The following is a 19,539-nucleotide window of genomic DNA, read 5'->3' as shown; positions in this document are numbered from 1 at the left end:
GTCGTCGTCGCTGCCGCCCGTGCCTCGGTGAACGCCCGCACGCAGGCGTCGATCTGCTCGTCCGTGTGCGCCGCCGAGAGCTGGACCCGGATCCGGGCCCGGCCCTTCGGCACCACCGGGTAGCTGAACGCGGTGACGAACACGCCGCGCTCCTGCATCTCAGCGGCCACCCGGGCCGTCAGGGCGGCATCGTGGAACATCACCGGGACGATCGGGTGCTCGCCCGGGAGCAGGTCGAACCCGGCGTCGGTCATCAGGCTCCGGAAACGCTCGGCGTTCTGCACCAGTCGAGCTCGGGCGTCGTCGGAGCGCTCGATGAGGTCGAGCGCCGCGACGGTGCCGGCGGCGATCACCGGTGCCAGCGAGTTCGAGAACAGGTACGGGCGGGAGCGCTGCCGGAGCAGGTCGACGATCTCCTGTCGTGACGCGACGTAGCCACCCGAGGCCCCACCGAGTGCCTTGCCGAAGGTGCCCGTGTACACGTCCACCCGGTCGGCGACCCCGCACAGCTCGGGCGTGCCGCGGCCGTGCTCGCCGACGAAGCCGATGGCGTGCGAGTCGTCGACGATGACGAGGGCGTCGTAGCGGTCGGCCAGGTCGCAGATCGCGGCGAGCGGGGCGATCGACCCGTCCATCGAGAACACCCCGTCCGTCACGATCGCGCGGAAGCGGGCGTCCCCGGCCGCCACGAGCTGCGCCTCGAGGTCCTGCACGTCGCGGTTGCGGTACCGGAAGCGCTGGGCCTTGCTGAGCCGGATGCCGTCGATGATCGAGGCGTGGTTGAGCTCGTCCGAGATGATCGCGTCCTCGGGCCCGAGCAGGACCTCGAACAGGCCGCCGTTCGCGTCGAAGCACGACGAGTACAGGATGGTGTCCTCGGTCCCGAGGAACGCCGACACCCGTCGCTCGAGGTCGAGGTGCAGGTCCTGCGTGCCGCAGATGAACCGCACGCTGGCCATGCCGTAGCCCCAGCGGTCGAGGGCGTCCTTGGCGGCGTCGACCAGGTCGGTCGAGTCCGCCAGGCCCAGGTAGTTGTTCGCGCAGAAGTTGAGCAGCCGGGCACCGTCAGCCTGGATCGACGCCCGCTGCGGCCCGGTGATGCCGCGCTCGTGCTTGGTCAGTCCTGCTGTCTCGATGCCCGCGAGCTCGCCCGCGAGGTGGTCCTTGATCGAGCCGTACATCTACATCTCCGTCCAGTCGATGACGACCTTGCCGCCGTCTGCGCTGCCTGCTGCGTCGAATGCCTGCTCCCAGTCGCGCGCCGGGTAGCGCGCCGTGACCAGCGACCCGATGCGGTCGCGGAGCGTGCTGCTCGTGGCGAGCATCGAGCTCATCGCCTGCCAGGTCTCGAACATCTCGCGGCCGTAGATGCCCTTCACCGTCAGCATGTGCGTGACGACGAGCGCCCAGTCCACCGCGATCGCGCTCGACGGCAGACCGAGCATCGCGATCCGGCCACCGTGGTTCATGTTCGCGACCATCGACGGCAGCGCGGTCGGGGCGCCGGACATCTCGAAGCCGACGTCGAAGCCCTCGCGCATGCCGAGGCCGTGCTGGGCGGCACGGATCGCGGCGGAGGCGGCGTCCGTGTCACCGCCGACGTCGACAGCCAGGTCGGCGCCCATGTCGGTCGCCATCGCCAGACGGTTCGTGCTGACGTCGGTGCCCACCACGAACCGGGCTCCGGCGTGGCGCGCGACGGCGATCGCCATCAGGCCGATCGGGCCGCAGCCCGTGACCAGCACGTCCTCCCCCACGACCGGGAACGCCAGCGCGGTGTGCACGGCGTTGCCGAGAGGATCGAAGAGCGCCCCGACCTCGGGGTCGACGCTGCCGTGGTGCACCCACACGTTCGCCCCGGGCAGGGTCAACAGCTCGGCGAAGGCCCCGTCCCGCTGCACGCCGACCCCTCGGGTGCGGATGCACATCTGGCGGCGACCGGCGCGGCAGTTCCGGCAGGTCCCGCACACGACGTGCCCCTCGCCGGAGACCAGGTCCCCCACGGCGACGTCGCGGACCGCCGAGCCGACCTGGACGACCTCGCCGCAGAACTCGTGCCCCGGCACCAGCGGCGCGACCACGGCCGACGCCGCCCAGTCGTCCCACCGCCGGATGTGCAGGTCGGTGCCACAGATCCCGGTGCGCAGCACGCGGATCAGGACCTCGTCGTCGGTCGGCACCGGATCGGGTCGTTCGGTCATCACCAGGCCGGGTGCGGCCTCGGGCTTGTACAACGCGCGCATGCGTCCACCTCGTCGTGGGTCTGCTGGTGGGCGACTCGTGACCGCCCACCCCCACCCTTCCACATCGGAACGGGTGCCCGGACGCATGGGTACGTTCGCATGCATGGCAGACGTCCTCACCTCCACCACCCGGTTCGCCGGTTCCTCCATCCAGAAGGCCACGCTCGTCGTCGGCATCGTGTTCCTGCTCGTCGGCATCGCGGGGTTCGTCCCCGGGCTGACCACCGGGTCGCTCGCCGGAGCCGGGCACGGGTCGATGGCCATGCTGCTCGGGCTGTTCCAGGTCTCCGTGCTGCACAACGTCGTCCACCTGTTGTTCGGCGTGGTCGGGCTGGTCGCGGCCTCGCGGTCGACCGGATCGCGGATGTACCTGGTGATCGGCGGGATCGTCTACCTGGTGCTCTTCGTCTACGGGCTCTTCACCGCCGGGCACGACTCGGGCGCGAACTTCGTGCCGCTCAACACCGCCGACAACTGGCTGCACCTGTTGCTGTCGGGCGGCATGGTCGCGCTGGGCGTGTTCCTGCCCCGGGTCGGGGCGCGCCGGGCCTGAGCGGGCGCGCCGGCGGCGGCAGCCGGGCGCCGGCCGAGACCGCGCGATGACGAGCGAGTCTCACAGGGGCTGTGCTGCAGTGTGGCCTGCTGCAAGGGGCATCCGCATGACGGTCCCTCGGTCGAGGTCAGAGAACACGAGTACGGTGCACGTCGTTGGGCGCTCCGTCAGGAAGGAACCCAGCTGAGCGACGGACTCGACGACCGGCAGATCCGGTCCTGAGAACCAACCCGCAGAAGCGAGGGGGAGCCGGAGCAGCGCACGGCGCAGGCCGTCGTCGAGGACGATGTCGACCCCGTCCGCTCCCACTCGCCATGACGCCGACGCCTTCGTCAGTTCGGTCGCACGTCCGACCTCGTCAGCGGTCGTCCCCCGCGCCCCGATCCACAGTTCGTGGTCGTGCACGCCTCGCACCGCGTCCACCAGGAAGGCCGGGGCACCACCACAAGCCGAACGTGCGTCGATGAGCCGGCCGACCGTTGCGATCGTCCAGTGGTCGAAACGCACGTCACGCACGAGCCCGGTCGGGACGAGCGCGGAACGGTCGACGGCTTCGAGGGCAGCCGACACTCGCCCGACAGCTCCGCGATCAGCAGCGAGCGCTGTCCGGTACAGCACGAGTCTGGCGGCATCTTGCGGGAGCTCCACACCGACACCGTCGATCTCCCTCGCCAGGCTCTGCGCCGCGGCGCGGGCCTCGGGTTCGCCTCCTGTGAGCGTCGCGGTGGTGGCCAGCTGCAGGATCGTGATGCCCGTTGAGACGAGCGTGCCAGCCCCGAGGCCCGATTCCACAGCAGACACGATCGCGCCGACGATCGCATCGCGAGCCTCGATCCACCTCCCGAGGAGTGCCAACGCCTCTCCCCGACCGGCTCGGAGCTGGACGGCGATGTATGCAGGAGGAGCGGACCGCAGTCGTTCTTCGATGATCGTCAGGGCCGCAGAACCGTCGCCGCGGCGCAGGTGACCCTCGATCTCTGCCTGGCCGTGGTGATCGGGAGTTGCCGTGCCGGACCACCGGACGAGCGCCGCCCGCCAACGTCCGACGGTCGCGGCGGTCGGCGACGAGCTGCTCATGGAGATCGCATCGATCACTTGTCGGAGCTGGAACGTCAGCTGCTGGAGTTCGGCTCCCTCGAGCAGCGAACGAGCCCGCTCGACCTGCTCGACAGCATCGTCGACGACCGCGATCTGGTCATCGGTGTCCACTCCGAGATGCAGGAGGACGACGCAGCGCTTCACCTGGATCTTCGCGCGGAGTGAGGGTGCATCGATCGCGTTGCGATCCAGCGTGGCGAGTTCCATCGCGAAGTACGCTCCGGCTGCGCGGAACTCGCCCGCGACCGAGAAGAACTCAGCGATGTTCCCGATGGTGAGGAGACCCCGATCGATGAGCAGCGCTGCCTCCGAGCAGCGGTCGATCGCGACCATCACTGCCGGCAGCGCGGCGCGAACGGCCGCGTACTGTTCGCGTTCGCTGTGCGACCGGACGAAGTCGTCGACCACGATCTGCGCCGCGACGGCGAGGCGCTCGAAGGAGCGCTGGTCGAGCTGCATCCGGACCAGGTAGAGCACCACTTCGTTCGTGTGCAGACGGTCAGCGAGCGCTCCGGACGATGTCGACCGCCGAGCCAGTGCGGTCGCGTGGAGCGGTACGCACGCATCGTCGACGTCGATCGGGTCCGGCGTCTCCGGTACCGTCAGCGACGCTCGGGATGTCGCCGCGGTGGTTGCGACGAGACGCATCGACACGCTCTCCGGGAAGAACGTCGCGGCTTCGAGGAGCGCACGTCCGGTCAGCGGGAGGTTCGCGTCCTGGGACCGTTCGAGTTCCTCCAGGGCGATGCGCACGGCAGCCAGGAGACTCGGGTGGCTCGCGTAGTCAGGCGGGACCAGTGCGCGGTCATCGATGATGCGCTCGCGGAGACGATCCAGATAGCCGACGGAACCATCAAGACCGTGCCCCGAGCGAGCCAGGTGGGCCGCGCCGAGCTCGATCGCCAACGGCCAGCGGCCGAGGTGTCGCACGAGCCGCTCGGCAGACTCCTTCGAGCGCTCGTCGAGGTCACGCATCGCCAAACGGTCGAGCAGCAGATCGGTGGCCTCGTCGTCATCCATCTCGGTGGCGCCGACCGGGTGCCAACGACTCCACCTCGTCGAGTCCACGGAGGTCGCGATGGCATCCATCAGGGCGGAGTCCGGAACCCACTGGGCCAGCGCCTCCCGCCCGGTCGCCCCGTCGAACACGACCAGCCAGGAAGCCGTTGACTGCTCCACGACACTCCGGAACGCGGCCGCAGGATCACGGTCTCCGAGCGCGTCGCCGAGGAACCCGCGGACATCAGCTTCGATCGTGGCCGGCGAGGTTGCGTCGATCCAGAGCCGTACGTCGTAGCGTCCCGCGTTCGCGGCCTCGTATGCGCGAGCGAGCGCGCTCTTGCCGATCCCGGAGAGCCCGGTGATGACCAATCGCCGCGTGGCACGCTCGACCGGCGGCCATGTGAGATGAGCCTCGACCGCCTGCTGCAGCGCCGTCCGGGTGATCGTCGGAACCGGGGGCGGCGATCCGATCGGCTTTCCTCGCTCATGCCGTCCGAGCACTGACGCGAGGACTGTGTCCTCCAGCATCACCAGACGCGTCACCTGGTCGCGTGACATCGACCGGTCTTCTCGACGGGCTGAGAGGCGCAACATCTCGGTCACGAGGTACTTCGTCAGAACTGTCGAGGCCTGCACGCCGACCGCCGATGCATTGTTGCGGCGCATCGCCGCTACTCGACGAGCGATGACGGGTTCCCCGAGAGCGTCGGGTCCGATGTGCTCCACCACTTCCACGCGACGCAGGCGCGCTCGTGCATCCGGACCCAGGCCACGCAGGATCCGCACAACCGAAGCAGCGGATCCGTGGGGCAGCTTCCCGACGAGATCGACGGCCGACATCGGCTCCCGAGAGCCATCGAACAGCGCCACCAGAGGACCGCAGGACGGCCCCAGCCTTCGGTTGGTGACGACGCGGTACCGCTCGGAATCGATCGCCACGAGACGAGCGGCGATCTCCAACAACTCGGCCACACCGACCGTGGCTCCGTCCGCGCCGTCGACCGCTGCCTTTGCCTGAACGACGAGCAAGTGGTTGCCGTCCGGATCGCGGATGGCGAAGTCCACGACGTCATCCGCCTCGGACTCCGAGTCGAACAGGAAGTCCGTCGTCGTGTCGAGGGCGTCGAGCACCGCGTCGAGTGCGGCCAAGTACTGGAAGCGCAGACCCGCTGCGGTCGCGACCCCACCCGATGCCGTCCCCATCAGTCCCCCATCGACTCCGCCCGTGGTCACCGTAGCGCAGTCAGGGTCAGACCTCGGAGAACGGCTCGGCGTCGTCGAGCCGGACCCGGAGCGTCGGTGCGGCACGACGCCGGTTGCCCCCGGGCAGCACGCGTCTGGTCGAGGACCGACGGATCACCTCGGCCTTGAGGGTCGCTGTCACCTCGGCCCCGTGGGCGTACGGGAAGCGCACGATCGCCCGCACCGTGCCAGCGGTCGAGCCCGACACCGGGTCCTCGACCGGGACCGGTCCGAGCACCGGCCCGACCAGCGCCTCGCCGAGTGCCTCGACCGCCGCGGTGACCGCCTGCTCCGTGCCGGTCAGCGTCGCGACACGGACCGCTGGCGGGAACAACAGCTCACGTCGGTCGGCGAGTTCGTCGTGCGCGGGGACGTCGAGCTTCCAGAGCGCCATCGCCGTGGCGAGTCGGCCACCGATGCCGACCAGGTACGTCTCCGCTCCCGGAGCGCCCTTGGCCGCCGCGTTCGTCCAGAAGCGCAGCACTTCCTCCTGCACCCGGAGCCCTTCCCGCGCGAGCATCCGTTCGCCGTCGAGCAGCAGGACGCAGGCGTAGCCGCCCGGCGTCGAGGGCTCGGCGCCGCGGGTGGCGACCACGACGACCGGCTTCGTCGGGACCTCGTCCACCGGGCGGGACCCGTCCGCGACGATGATCTGCGTCCCCGGGAACGCCCGCCCCAGTTCGTCCGCGGTCCGCTGTGCCCCCTGCCCGACCGGTTTGACCTTGCCGCCACCGCAGGTCGGGCAGCGGTACCCGACCGCCAGCGCGCCGCAGAACCGGCACTGCGGCACGGCGCCGTGGGTCGGGCTGCCGAGCGGCCCACCGCACACGCGGCAGTGCGCACGCTCGCCGCAGTCGGCGCAGACCAGCCCGGTGCCGAACCCGGGGTTGGCGACCTGGACCAGGACGGGGCCGGTCCGGCTGGCCTCGCGGGCGGCACGCCAGGCGCTGCTCGGGATCCGCGCCTGGGCGGCGAAGCCCTCCGCGGAGACCTGCTGCAGCGTCGGGATGACCTTGGGGACGGCGGCGCGGAGCGGGGTCACGTCGTCGAGCCAGTGCAGCTCGACGAGCCGCTGGACGTCGGTGCTGCGCGCGTGCGCCAGGAACAGCAGCGCGGCCCCGGACTGCGCCGCACGGACCAGGGCGACGTCCCGGGTGTGCACGTACGGGGCGCGCGGTTCGATGAAGGACGCGTCGCCGTCATCCCACATCGCGATCAGGCCGAGGTCGTCCGCGGGGGCGTACATCGCGGTGCGGTTGCCGATCGCGACGACCGCGTGGGTCCGTGCGCGCAGCAACGCCTTCGCCCGTTGGCCGTTGGTCTGCTTGGCGTCGAACCGGACGACCCGGTCCGAGGGCAGCAGCGCGTGCAGCGCCCGCTCGAGGTCTGTGAGGTCGCGGAAGTCGGGGACCGCCAGCACCGCGGAGCGCTCCCCCGCCACCGTGCGAGCCGCTGCCTGGGCGAGGGTCGCCGCCCACCCGGGCACCCACACCGGGTCGCCGCCCTCGACCTCGAGCTGCACCGGATGCGGGATCGCGGACACCGCGGCGCGACCGTTCGCGGCCAGGGTGTCCTCGACGACCCCGGGGGCGTACCCGGTCACGGCCGGGGCGTCCACCGGGTCGGGGACGTGGGCGGGGTCGCGTGCGAGCCAGGCCTTCTCGACCCGGACCTGGCGGGTCGGCACGGCCAGGCGCAGCACGTCGGACGCCACACCCGCGGCTCGGTCGGCGACGGCACGGGCGAGCTTCCAGATCTCCGGCGCCAGGACCGGCACCGGGCTGACGAGCGTCTCGATCGCGCTGAGTTCGCCGGGCCAGTCCCCCTCGGACACGACCTCGATCACGTAGGCGTCGGACATCCGGGCCCCGGTCCGCAAGGGGACCTTGACCCGGACGCCCGGAACGCAGTCGTCCTCGAGCTCGGCCGGCACCCGGTAGTCGAACAACCGGTCGAGCTGCGGGAGCGGCGAGTCGAGGACGACGCGCGCGACGGTGGTCACGCGGCTGCCTCAGACGGCAGCGGCGACGAGTCCTGCGGCCTGGCGGAGTTCCTCGACGCGGTCGAGCTGCTCCCAGGTGAACCCGGGCAGCTCGCGGCCGAAGTGGCCGTACGTCGCGGTCTGGGCGTACCGGGGCACGAGCAGGTCGAGGTCGCGGATGATCGCGGCGGGACGCAGGTCGAACACCGCCGTGATGGCGGCTTCGATCGTGGCGTCGTCGACGTGGCCGGTCCCGAAGGACTCGACGTACAGCCCGACCGGCTTCGCGCGGCCGATCGCGTACGCGACCTGGACCTCGAGGCGGTCGGCCAGCCCGGCGGCGACGGCGTTCTTCGCGACCCAGCGCAGCGCGTACGCGGCGGAACGGTCGACCTTGGACGGGTCCTTGCCGCTGAACGCGCCACCACCGTGACGGGAGGCCCCGCCGTAGGTGTCGACGATGACCTTGCGTCCGGTGAGTCCGGCGTCGCCCTGCGGTCCGCCGATCTCGAACCGACCGGTCGGGTTCACGATGACGTCCACGTGCGAGGCGTCGAGGTCGACCAGGTCGAGGACCGGGCGGATGACGTGCTCGGTGATCGCCGCGGTGAGCTCGTCCAGCGTCACCTTCGGGGAGTGCTGCGTCGACACGACGACGGTCTCGACGGTCTTCGGCACGACGCCGTCGTACCCGACCGTGACCTGGGTCTTGCCGTCCGGGCGCAGGAAGGACAGCTCGCCCGACTTGCGCACGGCTGCCAGGCGCTCGGCCAGGCGGTGCGCGAGCCAGATCGCCACCGGCATGTACTCGGGGGTCTCGTTCGTGGCGAACCCGAACATGATGCCCTGGTCACCGGCGCCCTGGCGGTCGAGCGGGTCGACTCCGGCACCGGAGCGGGAGTCGAGCGACTCGTCGACGCCCTGCGCGATGTCCGGCGACTGCGCGCCGATCGAGACCTCGACGCCGCACGTGGCGCCGTCGAAGCTGACCTCGGACGAGTTGTACCCGATGCCCGTGATGACGTCACGGACGAGCTTGGGGATCTCGACGTAGCCCGAGGTCGTGACCTCGCCCGCGACGTGCACCAGCCCGGTGGTCACCATCGTCTCGACGGCGACACGGGCGTGCGGGTCGACGGCCAGCAGCGCGTCGAGGATGGTGTCCGAGATCTGGTCGCAGATCTTGTCGGGGTGGCCTTCCGTCACCGACTCGGACGTGAACAGGCGCAGGGTGCTGGACGTCACCGGGCTCAGACGGTGGGCTGCGGCTGCTGCTTGGTGACGGTGAGCTTGTCCTCGTTGATCTCGTGGAGGGCCACCGACAGCGGCTTGTCGTCGATCGTCGAGTCGACGAGCGGTCCGACGTTGTCGAAGAGCGAGCCCTCGTGCAGGTCGGCGTAGTAGTCGTTGATCTGGCGGGCGCGCTTGGACGCGAAGATGACGAGCGCGTACTTCGACTCCACCTTGGACAGCAGGTCGTCGATGGGCGGGTCGATGATGCCCTGGGGGTTGGCCATGGTGTCTCCAGTCGACAGAAGATGGTGTGTGCCCGGTGAGCACGGGCGCCCCCGGCTAGGGCGCAGTGAACAAGTCTACGACTTCCTGTGCCGCGGTGCCGACATCGGAGTTCACGATGCGCACGTCGAACTCGTCCTGCGCGGCCAGCTCCACCTTCGCGGTCTCGAGTCGACGGGCCTGTTCCGCGGCGGACTCGGTGCCGCGGCCGATGAGCCGACGGACCAGCTCGTCCCACGTGGGCGGCAGCAGGAACACCAGGACGGCCTCGGGCATGGCGTCCCGGACCTGGCGTGCGCCCTGCAGGTCGATCTCGAGCATCACCTTGTCGCCGGCGTCGAGCGCGCGGTCGATCGGCGGCCGCGGCGTGCCGTACCGGTAGGAGTTGTGGACGGTGGCCCACTCGAGCAGTTCGCGGTCGCGGACCATGCGGTCGAACTCGTCGTCGTCGACGAAGAAGTAGTGCACGCCGTCGACCTCGCCCGGACGGGGCTTCCGGGTCGTGGCGGAGACGCTGAGGTTGACGTCCGGGTACTGCTCGCGGATGTACGCGCTGACGGTCCCCTTGCCGACGGCGGTGGGACCGGCGAGCACCACGAGCTTCGACGTCCCCCGCTTGCGTCCCCGGGTGACGAGCCAGTCCGACAGGGCACCGCGCTGCCGCGAACCCAGGCCGCCGAGCCGCTTGGACGGCGCGATGCGCAGGGTCCCCATGATTGACTCCGCGCGTGCGGGGCCGATGCCGTTCAGGCTGGTCAACAGGTCGCGGACCCGCAGGGACTTCTCGGCGGGGGCCTCCGCGTCGGCCCAGGCCGTCCGCGCGACGTCGAGCGCCGAGCGCTCCCCCGAGGCGACCGCGGCCTTCACGGCTGCCCGGGCGCGTCGCGCGGCCACGGCAGCCCGTGCCGCGGCGGCCCGGTCGACCTCGGGCGGGTTGCGATGGGCGGGCAGGTCGGCGCGGTCGCTCATGCCGCGGACCCGGTGGTCGCCAGTGCGGCACGGATGCGGTCGGCGCGGTCGGCGACGAGCGCCGCCACACCGTCGGGACCGTCGCCGAGCAGCCCACGGGACTCGCTCACGAGCACCTGCTCGGCGCGCGAGCCGTACAGCGCGCGCAGGTCCTCGATCCGGGCACCCTGCGCCCCGAACCCGGGTGCGAGCACCGGCGACGAGCCGATCTCGTCCTCGGTGATGCCGAAGTCCGTCAGGTCGAGGGTGGCGCCGAGCACGAGCCCGACGTCCCCGATGGTCGTCGCGTCCACGCCCGGGTTGTCGTCTGCCACGTCCAGAACGATACCGGCCGCCACGGTCCGCCCCGCGCGCGGCCCCTCGGCGAGCACCGCCGTCTGCAGCACCCGGGCCTCGGGGTTGCTCGTCGCGGCGAGGACGAACACGCCGGCATCGTTCGCCCGGGCGACGTCGAGCGTCCCCCGCAGCGACCCGTAGCCGAGGTACGGCGACACGGTCATCGCATCGGCCGCGAACGGCCCGTCCCGGTCCAGCCACGCGGTCGCGTAGTCGTCACCGGTCGTCCCGATGTCGCCGCGCTTGACGTCCGCGACGACCAGGAGGCCCGCATCGCGCGCCCGACGGATCGTCGCGTCGAGCGCACGGTAGCCGGCCACCCCAGCCGCCTCGAAGAAGGCGACCTGCGGCTTCACGACGGCGGCGCGGCCCGCGGCCGCGTCCACCAGGACGCGGCCGAACGCCGTCAGACCCGCTTCGTCGCGGCCGAGCCCCCACGCCGCCAGGGTGGCGACGTGGGGGTCGATCCCGACGCAGAGTGCCGAACGCGACCCGATGGCGGCGGCGAGCCGTACACCGAACGGGGTGGGGCCTCCCGTCAGTGCCGTGTCCACGGAACCGGGCGTCACCAACCCGCGCGCTCCAGCGCGTAGTCCTGCAGGCTGCGGACGCTGAGTGGCGTGCCGATCGTCTCGATCGCCGCGACGGCCGCGCCGAGCTGCGCGATCGTCGTGAAGATCGGCTTGTCCGCGGCGACCGTCGCCGCACGGATCTCGTAGCCGTCCGCGCGACCGGACGCACCGCTCGGGGTGTTCACCACGATGTCGACCGCGTTGCGCGCGAGCAGGTCGACCACGCTCTCGCCGCCCTGGCTGTACTTGCCGACCACGTCGACCAGGATGCCGTTCCGGCGGAGCACCTCGGCGGTGCCCTCCGTCGCGATGATCGTGAAGCCGAGCTGCTGCAGGCGGTGCACGGGCAGCACGACCTGGCGCTTGTCGGTGTCCGCGACGCTCACGAAGACCGTGCCGCTCGTCGGGAGCCCGCCGTACGCGGCGTCCTGCGACTTGAGGAACGCCCGCGGGAAGTCGCGGTCGATGCCCATGACCTCTCCGGTGGAGCGCATCTCCGGGCTGAGGACGGAGTCGACGACCTGACCCTCGGCGGTGCGGAACCGACGGAAGGGCAGCACCGCTTCCTTCACGGCGACGGGCGCCTGCGGCGGGACGAACGCGCCGTCCCGTTCCGGCAGCAGCCCCTCGGCGACGAGTCCGTCGATCGTGGTGCCGGTCATGATGCGCGCAGCGGCCTTGGCGAGGGCGATGCCGAGCGCCTTCGAGACGAACGGGACCGTGCGGCTGGCGCGCGGATTGGCCTCGAGGACGTAGAGCACGCCGGCACCGATCGCGAACTGCACGTTCAGGAGCCCCTGCACGCCGATGCCGCGGGCGATCTTCTCGGTCGCGTCGACGACGGCCTGGATCTCGGCGCGACCGAGGCCGACCGGGGGCAGCGTGCACGCCGAGTCGCCGGAGTGGATGCCCGCTTCCTCGATGTGCTCCATGATGCCGCCGATGTACAGCCGCTCACCGTCGAACAGCGCGTCGACGTCGATCTCCACGGCGTCGTCGAGGAACCGGTCCACCAGCAGGGGCAGGTCCGGGCCGATGATCGCCTGATCGGCCATCCGGTCGAAGTAGTCGGCCATCGCGGCGGAGTCGTAGACGATCTCCATGCCGCGGCCGCCCAGCACGAACGACGGGCGGACCAGGACCGGGTACCCGATCTCCTCGGCGACGGCGGTCGCGCTGGCCAGGTCGTGCGCCGTGCCGTTGCGCGGTGCGAGCAGCCCGGCCTGCTCGAGGATGGCGGAGAACTGCCCACGCTCCTCGGCGGAGTCGATCGCTGTCGGGCTCGTGCCGAGGATCGGGATGCCGGCGGCCTCGAGCGGCTTCGCCAGCCCCAGCGCCGTCTGGCCGCCGAGCTGCACCACGACGCCGACGAGCTCGCCGGATGCGGCTTCGGCCTCGATGACCTCGAGGACGTCCTCGGTGGTCAGCGGCTCGAAGTACAGCCGGTCCGAGGTGTCGTAGTCGGTCGAGACGGTCTCGGGGTTGCAGTTGATCATGATCGTCTCGAACCCGGCGTCGCTCAGCGCGAAGGACGCGTGCACGCAGGAGTAGTCGAACTCGACGCCCTGACCGATGCGGTTCGGGCCGGAGCCGAGGATGACGACCTTCTTGCGCTCGCTCGGCGCGACCTCGGTCTCGGTGTCGTACGACGAGTAGTGGTACGGCGTCAGGGCCGGGAACTCGCCGGCGCAGGTGTCGACCGTCTTGAAGACCGGACGGATGCCCGCCGCGTGGCGCTGGTCTCGGACGTCCTGCTCGGTCACCGTCGTGTCGCCGGTGCTCCGCAACGACGCGATCTGCGCGTCGCTGAAGCCGTGCTCCTTCGCCCAGCGGATCGTGTCCGCGTCGAGCGTCGCTGCGTCGCGCACCTCGGCCGCGACCTCGTTGATGAGCTGGATCTGGTCGAGGTACCACGGGTCGATCGCGTTCGCGGCGAACACCTCTTCCACGGTGGCACCGGCGTACATCGCCTGCTGCACCGTGACGATGCGACCGTCGGTGGGCACCTTCGACTTCTCGAGCAGCGCGTCCTTGTCGAGCTCGGCGGCCGGGGTGTCCCAGTGGAAGCTCGAGCCGCGCTTCTCCAGCGACCGCAGCGACTTCTGCAGGGCGGTGGCGAAGTTCCGACCGATGGCCATCGCCTCGCCGACGCTCTTCATCGTCGTGGTCAGCGTGGCGTCGGCGGCCGGGAACTTCTCGAACGCGAAGCGCGGGGTCTTCACCACGACGTAGTCGAGCGTCGGCTCGAAGCTGGCCGGGGTGACGCGGGTGATGTCGTTCTGGATCTCGTCGAGCCGGTACCCGATGGCGAGCTTCGCGGCGATCTTGGCGATCGGGAAGCCGGTGGCCTTCGACGCCAGGGCGCTCGAGCGGGACACGCGGGGGTTCATCTCGATGACGATGAGCCGACCGTTCGACGGGTCCACGGCGAACTGGATGTTGCAGCCGCCGGTGTCGACCCCGACGCGGCGGATGATGTCGATGCCGATGTTCCGCATGTTCTGGTACTCGCGGTCGGTCAGGGTGAGTGCGGGCGCCACGGTGATCGAGTCACCGGTGTGCACGCCGACCGGGTCGACGTTCTCGATCGAGCAGACCACGACCGTGTTGTCGTGGTTGTCCCGCATCAGCTCGAGCTCGTACTCCTTCCAGCCGAGGATCGACTCCTCGAGCAGGACCTCGGTCGTCGGGCTCGACTGCAGGCCGTCGCCGACGAACCGGACGAGCTCGGCCTCGTTGTACGCGAACCCGGAGCCGAGCCCGCCCATCGTGAAGGACGGTCGGACGACGAGCGGGTAGCCGAGGTCCTTCGCGTACTCCTTCGCCTCTTCCAGCGTGTGGGCGATGTGGCTGCGGGCGACGTCGGCGCCGGACTCGAGCACGAGCTCCTTGAAGAGCTGCCGGTCCTCGCCGCGCTGGATCGCGTCGACCTTGGCGCCGATGAGCTCGACGCCGTGCTTCGCCAGGATGCCGGCCTCGTCGAGGGCGATGGCGGCGTTCAGGGCGGTCTGGCCACCGAGCGTGGGCAGGACGGCGTCCGGCTGCTCGATGCGGATGATCTCCTCGAGCGAGGCGTTCGTGATCGGCTCGATGTAGGTCGCGTCGGCGAAGTCGGGGTCGGTCATGATCGTCGCCGGGTTCGGGTTGACCAGGATCACGCGGATGCCCTCGGCGCGCAGCACACGGCACGCCTGGGTGCCGGAGTAGTCGAACTCGGCAGCCTGGCCGATGACGATCGGGCCGGAGCCGATGACGAGGACGGAGGAGATGTCGGAGCGCTTGGGCATCAGTTCGCTTCCTTGGTGGTGTCGGCTGCAGGGGTCGTGGCGTCGGCGGTGGCGGCGTCGAGCGGCGCACCGTCCCGACGCGCGACGACCATGTCCCGGAAGCGGTCGAACAGGTACATGCTGTCGTGCGGCCCCGCGGCGGCCTCGGGGTGGTACTGCACGCTGAACGCGGGGATGTCGAGCGCCCGGAGGCCCTCCACCACGTCGTCGTTGAGCGAGTGGTGCGAGACCTCGACGCGACCGAAGCCCGCCGGGGACTCGATGACCTGCCCGAGCGGGGCGTCGACCGCGAAGCCGTGGTTCTGGCTCGTGATCTCGACCTTGCCCGTCGTGGTGTCGAGCACCGGCTGGTTGATCCCGCGGTGGCCGAAGGGCAGCTTGTACGTGCCGAAGCCGAGCGCACGTCCGAGCAGCTGGTTGCCGAAGCAGATCCCGAAGAACGGTCGCCCGTCCCGCAGGCTCTCCTGCAGCAGCGCGACCTGCGCGTCGCTGGCGGCCGGGTCACCCGGGCCGTTCGAGTAGAACAGGGCGTCCGGTGCGAGCGCGCGGATCGCCTCGATGGTGACGTCCTGCGGCAGCACGTGCACCTCGAAGCCACGCTGCGCCAGGTAGCGGGTGGTCGACGCCTTCACGCCCAGGTCGAGCACGGCCAGCGTGCCGATCTGCTCGCCCACGGCGGGCACGACGTACTCGGCGTCGGTCGAGACGGCGGCGGACAGGCTCTGCCCGGCCATCGCTGCCTGCTCACGGACCAGGGTCAGCTGCTCGTCGGCGGGGAGCGTGGCGTCGGGACCGCTGAAGACGCCGCCCTTCATCGCCCCGGCGTCCCGGATGCGCCGGGTGAGCGCGCGGGTGTCGATCCCGGAGATGCCGACGATGCCGTCCCGGACCAGGTGGTCGTCGAGCGAGGCGGTCGCGCGGTGGTTCGACACCACGCGGCTGGGGTCGCGGACGACGTACCCGGCGACCCAGATGCGCCGGGACTCGGGGTCCTCGTCGTTGACGCCCGTGTTGCCGATGTGCGGCGCGGTCTGCACCACGATCTGCCCGGCGTACGAGGGGTCGGTCAGGGTCTCCTGGTACCCGGTCATGCCGGTCGCGAACACCACCTCGCCGAGGGAGCGCCCGCGGGCACCGTAGGCCCAGCCGTCGTACCGAGTGCCGTCCTCGAGGACCAGCACGGCCCGTTCGCGTGTCATGAGTTCGTCCCTTCGCCCGCGGTGTGCGGGTGGTTGTGCTTCGTCGACAGCTCCTGCAGGGCGACGAGCGCTGCCGCGTCGTCCTGCGGGAACCGGAAGTAGGTGTCGAGGTCCGTCGCACCTGCGGCGCCGGTCGCCGTCCATCGCAGACGGACCAGTCCCCCGGGCTCGACCACGCGGTCGATGGCCCACGTCGCGCGGTCGGCGCCGCGCAGTGCGTCGGCGGCGACCCAGCGGTCGTCGGCCCCGGCCAGGTGCAGCACGACGCCCTCCGTGTGCACGCTCAGCCCGCCGCGGCCGCGGAAGCCGAGCCCGCCGGCGGTGATGCGTTCGAGCGGCTGCTCCGCGCGGGTCGTCGCGACGGAGAACCCGTCCCACGACCCGACGAGCGTGCCGGGGTGGTCCGGGACACGGACGGGAGGCACGGCCTCCGCCTGCCTGCGCACCCGCGTCCGCCAGGTGCGTGCCATGGCGACGAACAGCGCCACCACCGCGAGCAGGATGACGCCGCCGAGCAGCCAGCGTGCGGCGTCGCCGCTCATGCGCCCACCTGCTGCCCCCGCGCGGCGCGGGCGTTCGCCGCGACCGTCTCGGCGTCCACGAGCACGCCGTCCAGGACGGTCGGCTGGCCGTGGTGGAAGGTGGCGACGACGCGGCCCGGCAGGCGCATCCCCAGGTAGGGCGAGTTCTGCGACTGCCCGGCCAGGTCGGTGACCGCGAAGTCGCGCACCGCGGTGGGGTCGTACAGCGTCAGTTCGGCCGGAGCACCCGCGGCGACGGCCTGGCCGTGGCCCTCGACCTGCCCGATGCTGGCCGGGGCGCTCGAGAGCACCCGGGCGACGTCGGCCCAGTCCAGCCGGCCGTCCTCGACCACCGCGGCGTGCACGACGCTCAGCGCGGACTCGAGACCGACCATGCCGTTCGCGGCGGCCGGCCACTCGCAGCACTTCGCCTCGGCCGTGTGCGGGGCGTGGTCGGTCGCGACGATGTCGATCGTGCCGTCGGCCAGCGCGGCACGGAGGGCGTCGACGTCCTCGCGAGCACGCAGCGGCGGGTTCACCTTGTACTTGGCGTCGTAGCCGGGCGCACCGTCCACCCCGGCGATGAGGTCCTCGGTGAGCACGAGGTGGTGCGGCGTGACCTCGGCCGTGACGTCGATGCCGCGGGACTTCGCCCAGCGGATCACCTCGACGCTGCCCGCGGTCGAGACGTGGCACACGTGCAGGCGTGCTCCGACGTGGTCGGCGAGCAGGACGTCCCGGGCGATGATCGCCTCTTCCGCGACGGCGGGCCAGCCGGCGAGCCCGAGCTCCGACGACAGCCGGCCCTCGTTCATCTGCGCGCCGATGGTCAGGCGGGGCTCCTGCGCGTGCTGCGCCAGGACACCGCCGAAGCCCTTGATGTACTCCAGCGCCCGACGCATCAGCAGCGGGTCCGACACGCACGAGCCGTCGTCCGAGAAGACGCGGACCTTCGCGCGCGAGGTCGCCATCGCACCGATCTCGGACAGGTGCGTGCCCTGCAGCCCCTGCGACACGGCGCCGATCGGGCGGACGGTGACGTAGCCCGCGTCGTCGCCGAGGGCCTGCACCTGCTCGACGACCCCGGCGGTGTCGGCGACCGGGCTCGAGTTGGCCATCGCGTTGACCGCGGTGAAGCCACCGACCGCAGCCGCGCGGGACCCGGACAGGACCGTCTCGGACTCCTCGGCGCCGGGCTCGCGCAGGTGCGTGTGCAGGTCCACGAGACCAGGCAGGGCGATCAGGCCGTCCGCGTCCACGGTGGTGGCACCGGCCGTGTCGAGACCGGACCCGACCGCGGTGATGCGTCCGCCCTCCAGACGGATGTCGGCACGGGTGCCGTCGACCAGCTGGGCTCCGCGGATCAGGTGGGCGCTCATGCGGCGGGCTCCTTCGTCGTGGTCGTGTGGGCGGCGTTGTCCGACCCGGTCAGCGCCAGGTACAGGACGGCCATGCGGACGCTGACGCCGTTGGCGACCTGCTCGACGACGGTCGAGCGGGGGTCGTCGGCGGCGACGCCCGCGATCTCGAGCCCGCGGTTCATCGGGCCCGGGTGCATGATCAGCGTGCGTTCGGGCAGCCGCGCAGCGCGCGGCGCGGTCAGGCCGAAGTGCCGGGTGTACTCGCGCTCGTTCGGGAAGAAGGCGTCGTGCATCCGCTCCTGCTGGATGCGGAGCATCATGACGACGTCCGGGTCCTCGGCCAGCGCGGCGTCCAGGTCGTGGTGCACCGCGGCGCCGAACGGGCGGTCGACCGCCGGCAGCAGCGTGGGCGGCGCGACGAAGGTGACGTGCGCGCCGAGCGTGCGGAGCAGCCAGGCGTTGCTGCGGGCGACGCGGCTGTGCAGGACGTCGCCGACGATCAGGACGCGGACCCCGTCGAGGGCCTGCCCGCGACTCGCGGCGCCGTGGATCCGACGACGCATCGTGAACGCGTCGAGCAGCGCCTGGGTGGGGTGCTCGTGGGTACCGTCCCCGGCGTTGACGACCGGCACGTCGATCCAGTCGGCGTCGGCGAGGACCCGCGGGGCCCCGGAGGCGCCGTGCCGCATCACGATGCCGTCGATCCCCATCGCGCCGAGGGTCTGCACGGTGTCCTTGAGGGACTCGCCCTTGGAGACGCTCGAGCCCTTGGCGGCGAAGTTGATGACGTCGGCGGAGAGGCGCTTGGCGGCGGCCTCGAACGAGATCCGCGTGCGGGTGGAGTCCTCGAAGAACAGGTTGACGACGGTCTTGCCGCGCAGGGCGGGCAGCCGCTTGACCTCGCGGGTGTTGACCTCGGCCATCTCCTCGGCGACGTCGAGGATGTGGACGGCGTCGGCGCGGGACAGGTCGGCGGTGGACAGCAGGTGCTTCACGCGCTGGCCTCCTGCGTCTCCGGCTGTTCGGGTGCCTCGGGCTGTGCGGGTGCCTCGGGCTGCTCGATGACGACCTCGTCGGTGCCGTCCGTCTCCGTGAGACGGAGCGTCACGCGCTCGTCGGACGCGGTCGGCAGGTTCTTGCCGACGTGGTCCGCCCGGATCGGCAGCTCGCGGTGCCCCCGGTCGACCAGGACCGCGAGCCGGACCGCCCGCGGCCGACCGATGCCCTGCAGCGCGTCGAGCGCTGCCCGGACCGTGCGGCCGGAGTACAGCACGTCGTCGACGAGCACGACGACCTTGCCGTCGATGCCGCCAGCGGGGATGGTCGTGCGGTGTGGCGCCCGACCCATGCCGCGGCCGAGGTCGTCCCGGTGCATCGTGACGTCGAGGGTGCCGACACGCTCGGTGCCGATCCCGCCGCGGGCCGACTCCCACTCGGGCTCGATGTCGGCCAGGACCCGGCCGAGGCGCTCGGCCAGGACTGCTCCCCGGGTCGGGATGCCCAGGAGCACCAGGTCCGAGCCACCGTGGTTGGCTTCGAGGACCTCGTGTGCGATGCGTGTCAGAGCACGCGTGATGTCGGGGTGTTGCAGGACCGTTCTGGTACCCACGCCGACCTCCTTCCCCGCCTCTCTGGACGGCATTTAAAGGATGCTGACGTG

At 71.3% G+C, this 19,539-nt stretch carries 15 protein-coding genes; 1 reads left to right on the top strand and 14 read right to left on the bottom strand.

All coding sequences use genetic code 11. From position 1 onward, the window contains the following. Positions 1 to 1,181: glycine C-acetyltransferase (locus tag BIU90_RS13310; protein WP_071300678.1), on the bottom strand; the 1,181-nt coding region annotated here is incomplete at its 3' end. Next, positions 1,182 to 2,243 (bottom strand): L-threonine 3-dehydrogenase, encoded by a 1,062-nt coding sequence (gene tdh / locus BIU90_RS13305; protein WP_071300677.1) that lies wholly within the window; start codon positions 2,241 to 2,243, stop codon positions 1,182 to 1,184. Positions 2,244 to 2,346: 103 nt separating this feature from the next. Here tdh and BIU90_RS13300 point away from each other — a divergent pair, with 103 nt between their 5' ends. After that, positions 2,347 to 2,796, top strand: coding sequence for a DUF4383 domain-containing protein (locus tag BIU90_RS13300; RefSeq protein ID WP_071300676.1), 450 nt, complete (start codon positions 2,347 to 2,349; stop codon positions 2,794 to 2,796). Positions 2,797 to 2,856: 60 nt separating this feature from the next. On the opposite strand, the gene BIU90_RS13295 is transcribed toward BIU90_RS13300, so the two are convergent. Genes BIU90_RS13295 through pyrR form a run of 12 tightly spaced genes read right to left on the bottom strand, consistent with a single transcriptional unit; the run spans position 2,857 to position 19,488 of the window. After that, positions 2,857 to 6,099 carry a hypothetical protein gene (locus BIU90_RS13295; RefSeq protein ID WP_071300675.1) on the bottom strand — a complete coding sequence of 1,081 codons (3,243 nt, stop codon included), beginning with the start codon at positions 6,097 to 6,099 and terminating at the stop codon, positions 2,857 to 2,859. 46 nt (positions 6,100 to 6,145) lie between these two features. Continuing rightward, complete coding sequence (locus BIU90_RS13290) at positions 6,146 to 8,140, bottom strand: hypothetical protein (RefSeq protein WP_071300674.1); 1,995 nt, start codon at positions 8,138 to 8,140, stop codon at positions 6,146 to 6,148. Positions 8,141 to 8,149: 9 nt separating this feature from the next. Then, complete coding sequence (gene metK, locus BIU90_RS13285; RefSeq protein ID WP_071300673.1) at positions 8,150 to 9,364, bottom strand: methionine adenosyltransferase; 1,215 nt, start codon at positions 9,362 to 9,364, stop codon at positions 8,150 to 8,152. A 5-nt stretch (positions 9,365 to 9,369) separates the two neighbouring features. Beyond that, on the bottom strand, positions 9,370 to 9,636 hold the full coding sequence (gene rpoZ / locus BIU90_RS13280) for a DNA-directed RNA polymerase subunit omega (RefSeq protein ID WP_056124209.1): 267 nt from the start codon (positions 9,634 to 9,636) through the stop codon (positions 9,370 to 9,372). Positions 9,637 to 9,691: 55 nt separating this feature from the next. Further along, positions 9,692 to 10,603: a guanylate kinase gene (gmk, locus tag BIU90_RS13275; protein WP_071300672.1), complete on the bottom strand. Its 912-nt coding sequence runs from the start codon at positions 10,601 to 10,603 to the stop codon at positions 9,692 to 9,694. Continuing rightward, positions 10,600 to 11,493: an orotidine-5'-phosphate decarboxylase gene (gene pyrF, locus BIU90_RS13270; RefSeq protein ID WP_254787052.1), complete on the bottom strand. Its 894-nt coding sequence runs from the start codon at positions 11,491 to 11,493 to the stop codon at positions 10,600 to 10,602. Before pyrF ends, gmk begins: the two co-directional genes overlap by 4 nt. 11 nt (positions 11,494 to 11,504) lie before the next feature. After that, positions 11,505 to 14,798: a carbamoyl-phosphate synthase large subunit gene (carB, locus tag BIU90_RS13265; RefSeq protein WP_071300671.1), complete on the bottom strand. Its 3,294-nt coding sequence runs from the start codon at positions 14,796 to 14,798 to the stop codon at positions 11,505 to 11,507. Then, positions 14,798 to 15,997, bottom strand: a complete 1,200-nt coding sequence (gene carA, locus BIU90_RS13260; RefSeq protein WP_071300670.1) for a glutamine-hydrolyzing carbamoyl-phosphate synthase small subunit — start codon at positions 15,995 to 15,997, stop codon at positions 14,798 to 14,800. The genes carB and carA overlap by 1 nt, the downstream gene beginning before the upstream one ends. Next, positions 15,994 to 16,539, bottom strand: coding sequence for a hypothetical protein (locus BIU90_RS13255; protein WP_071300669.1), 546 nt, complete (start codon positions 16,537 to 16,539; stop codon positions 15,994 to 15,996). The genes carA and BIU90_RS13255 overlap by 4 nt, the downstream gene beginning before the upstream one ends. After that, positions 16,536 to 17,897 carry a dihydroorotase gene (locus BIU90_RS13250; protein ID WP_071300668.1) on the bottom strand — a complete coding sequence of 454 codons (1,362 nt, stop codon included), beginning with the start codon at positions 17,895 to 17,897 and terminating at the stop codon, positions 16,536 to 16,538. The genes BIU90_RS13255 and BIU90_RS13250 overlap by 4 nt, the downstream gene beginning before the upstream one ends. Then, positions 17,894 to 18,874 (bottom strand): aspartate carbamoyltransferase catalytic subunit, encoded by a 981-nt coding sequence (locus BIU90_RS13245; RefSeq protein WP_071300667.1) that lies wholly within the window; start codon positions 18,872 to 18,874, stop codon positions 17,894 to 17,896. The genes BIU90_RS13250 and BIU90_RS13245 overlap by 4 nt, the downstream gene beginning before the upstream one ends. Further along, the gene (gene pyrR, locus BIU90_RS13240) at positions 18,871 to 19,488 is read right to left on the bottom strand and encodes a bifunctional pyr operon transcriptional regulator/uracil phosphoribosyltransferase PyrR (protein WP_139195274.1); all 618 of its coding nucleotides are present in this window, start codon (positions 19,486 to 19,488) and stop codon (positions 18,871 to 18,873) included. The genes BIU90_RS13245 and pyrR overlap by 4 nt, the downstream gene beginning before the upstream one ends. Between the last annotated feature and the right edge of the window lie 51 nt (positions 19,489 to 19,539).

Source organism: Curtobacterium sp. MCBA15_001 (assembly GCF_001864835.1).
Classification (GTDB): domain Bacteria; phylum Actinomycetota; class Actinomycetes; order Actinomycetales; family Microbacteriaceae; genus Curtobacterium.
Note: the sequence above shows the minus strand (reverse complement) of the source record. Positions and strands in the feature narration are given on the sequence as shown.

What these genes read in the sequence shown, in the direction of transcription:
- tdh (WP_071300677.1), bottom strand. Translation starts at nt 2,243, where the DNA reads ATGCGCGCGTTGTACAAGCCCGAGGCCGCACCCGGCCTGGTGATGACC.
- BIU90_RS13300 (WP_071300676.1), top strand. Translation starts at nt 2,347, where the DNA reads ATGGCAGACGTCCTCACCTCCACCACCCGGTTCGCCGGTTCCTCCATC.
- BIU90_RS13295 (WP_071300675.1), bottom strand. Translation starts at nt 6,099, where the DNA reads ATGGGGACGGCATCGGGTGGGGTCGCGACCGCAGCGGGTCTGCGCTTC.
- rpoZ (WP_056124209.1), bottom strand. Translation starts at nt 9,636, where the DNA reads ATGGCCAACCCCCAGGGCATCATCGACCCGCCCATCGACGACCTGCTG.
- gmk (WP_071300672.1), bottom strand. Translation starts at nt 10,603, where the DNA reads ATGAGCGACCGCGCCGACCTGCCCGCCCATCGCAACCCGCCCGAGGTC.
- carB (WP_071300671.1), bottom strand. Translation starts at nt 14,798, where the DNA reads ATGCCCAAGCGCTCCGACATCTCCTCCGTCCTCGTCATCGGCTCCGGC.
- carA (WP_071300670.1), bottom strand. Translation starts at nt 15,997, where the DNA reads ATGACACGCGAACGGGCCGTGCTGGTCCTCGAGGACGGCACTCGGTAC.
- BIU90_RS13255 (WP_071300669.1), bottom strand. Translation starts at nt 16,539, where the DNA reads ATGAGCGGCGACGCCGCACGCTGGCTGCTCGGCGGCGTCATCCTGCTC.
- BIU90_RS13250 (WP_071300668.1), bottom strand. Translation starts at nt 17,897, where the DNA reads ATGAGCGCCCACCTGATCCGCGGAGCCCAGCTGGTCGACGGCACCCGT.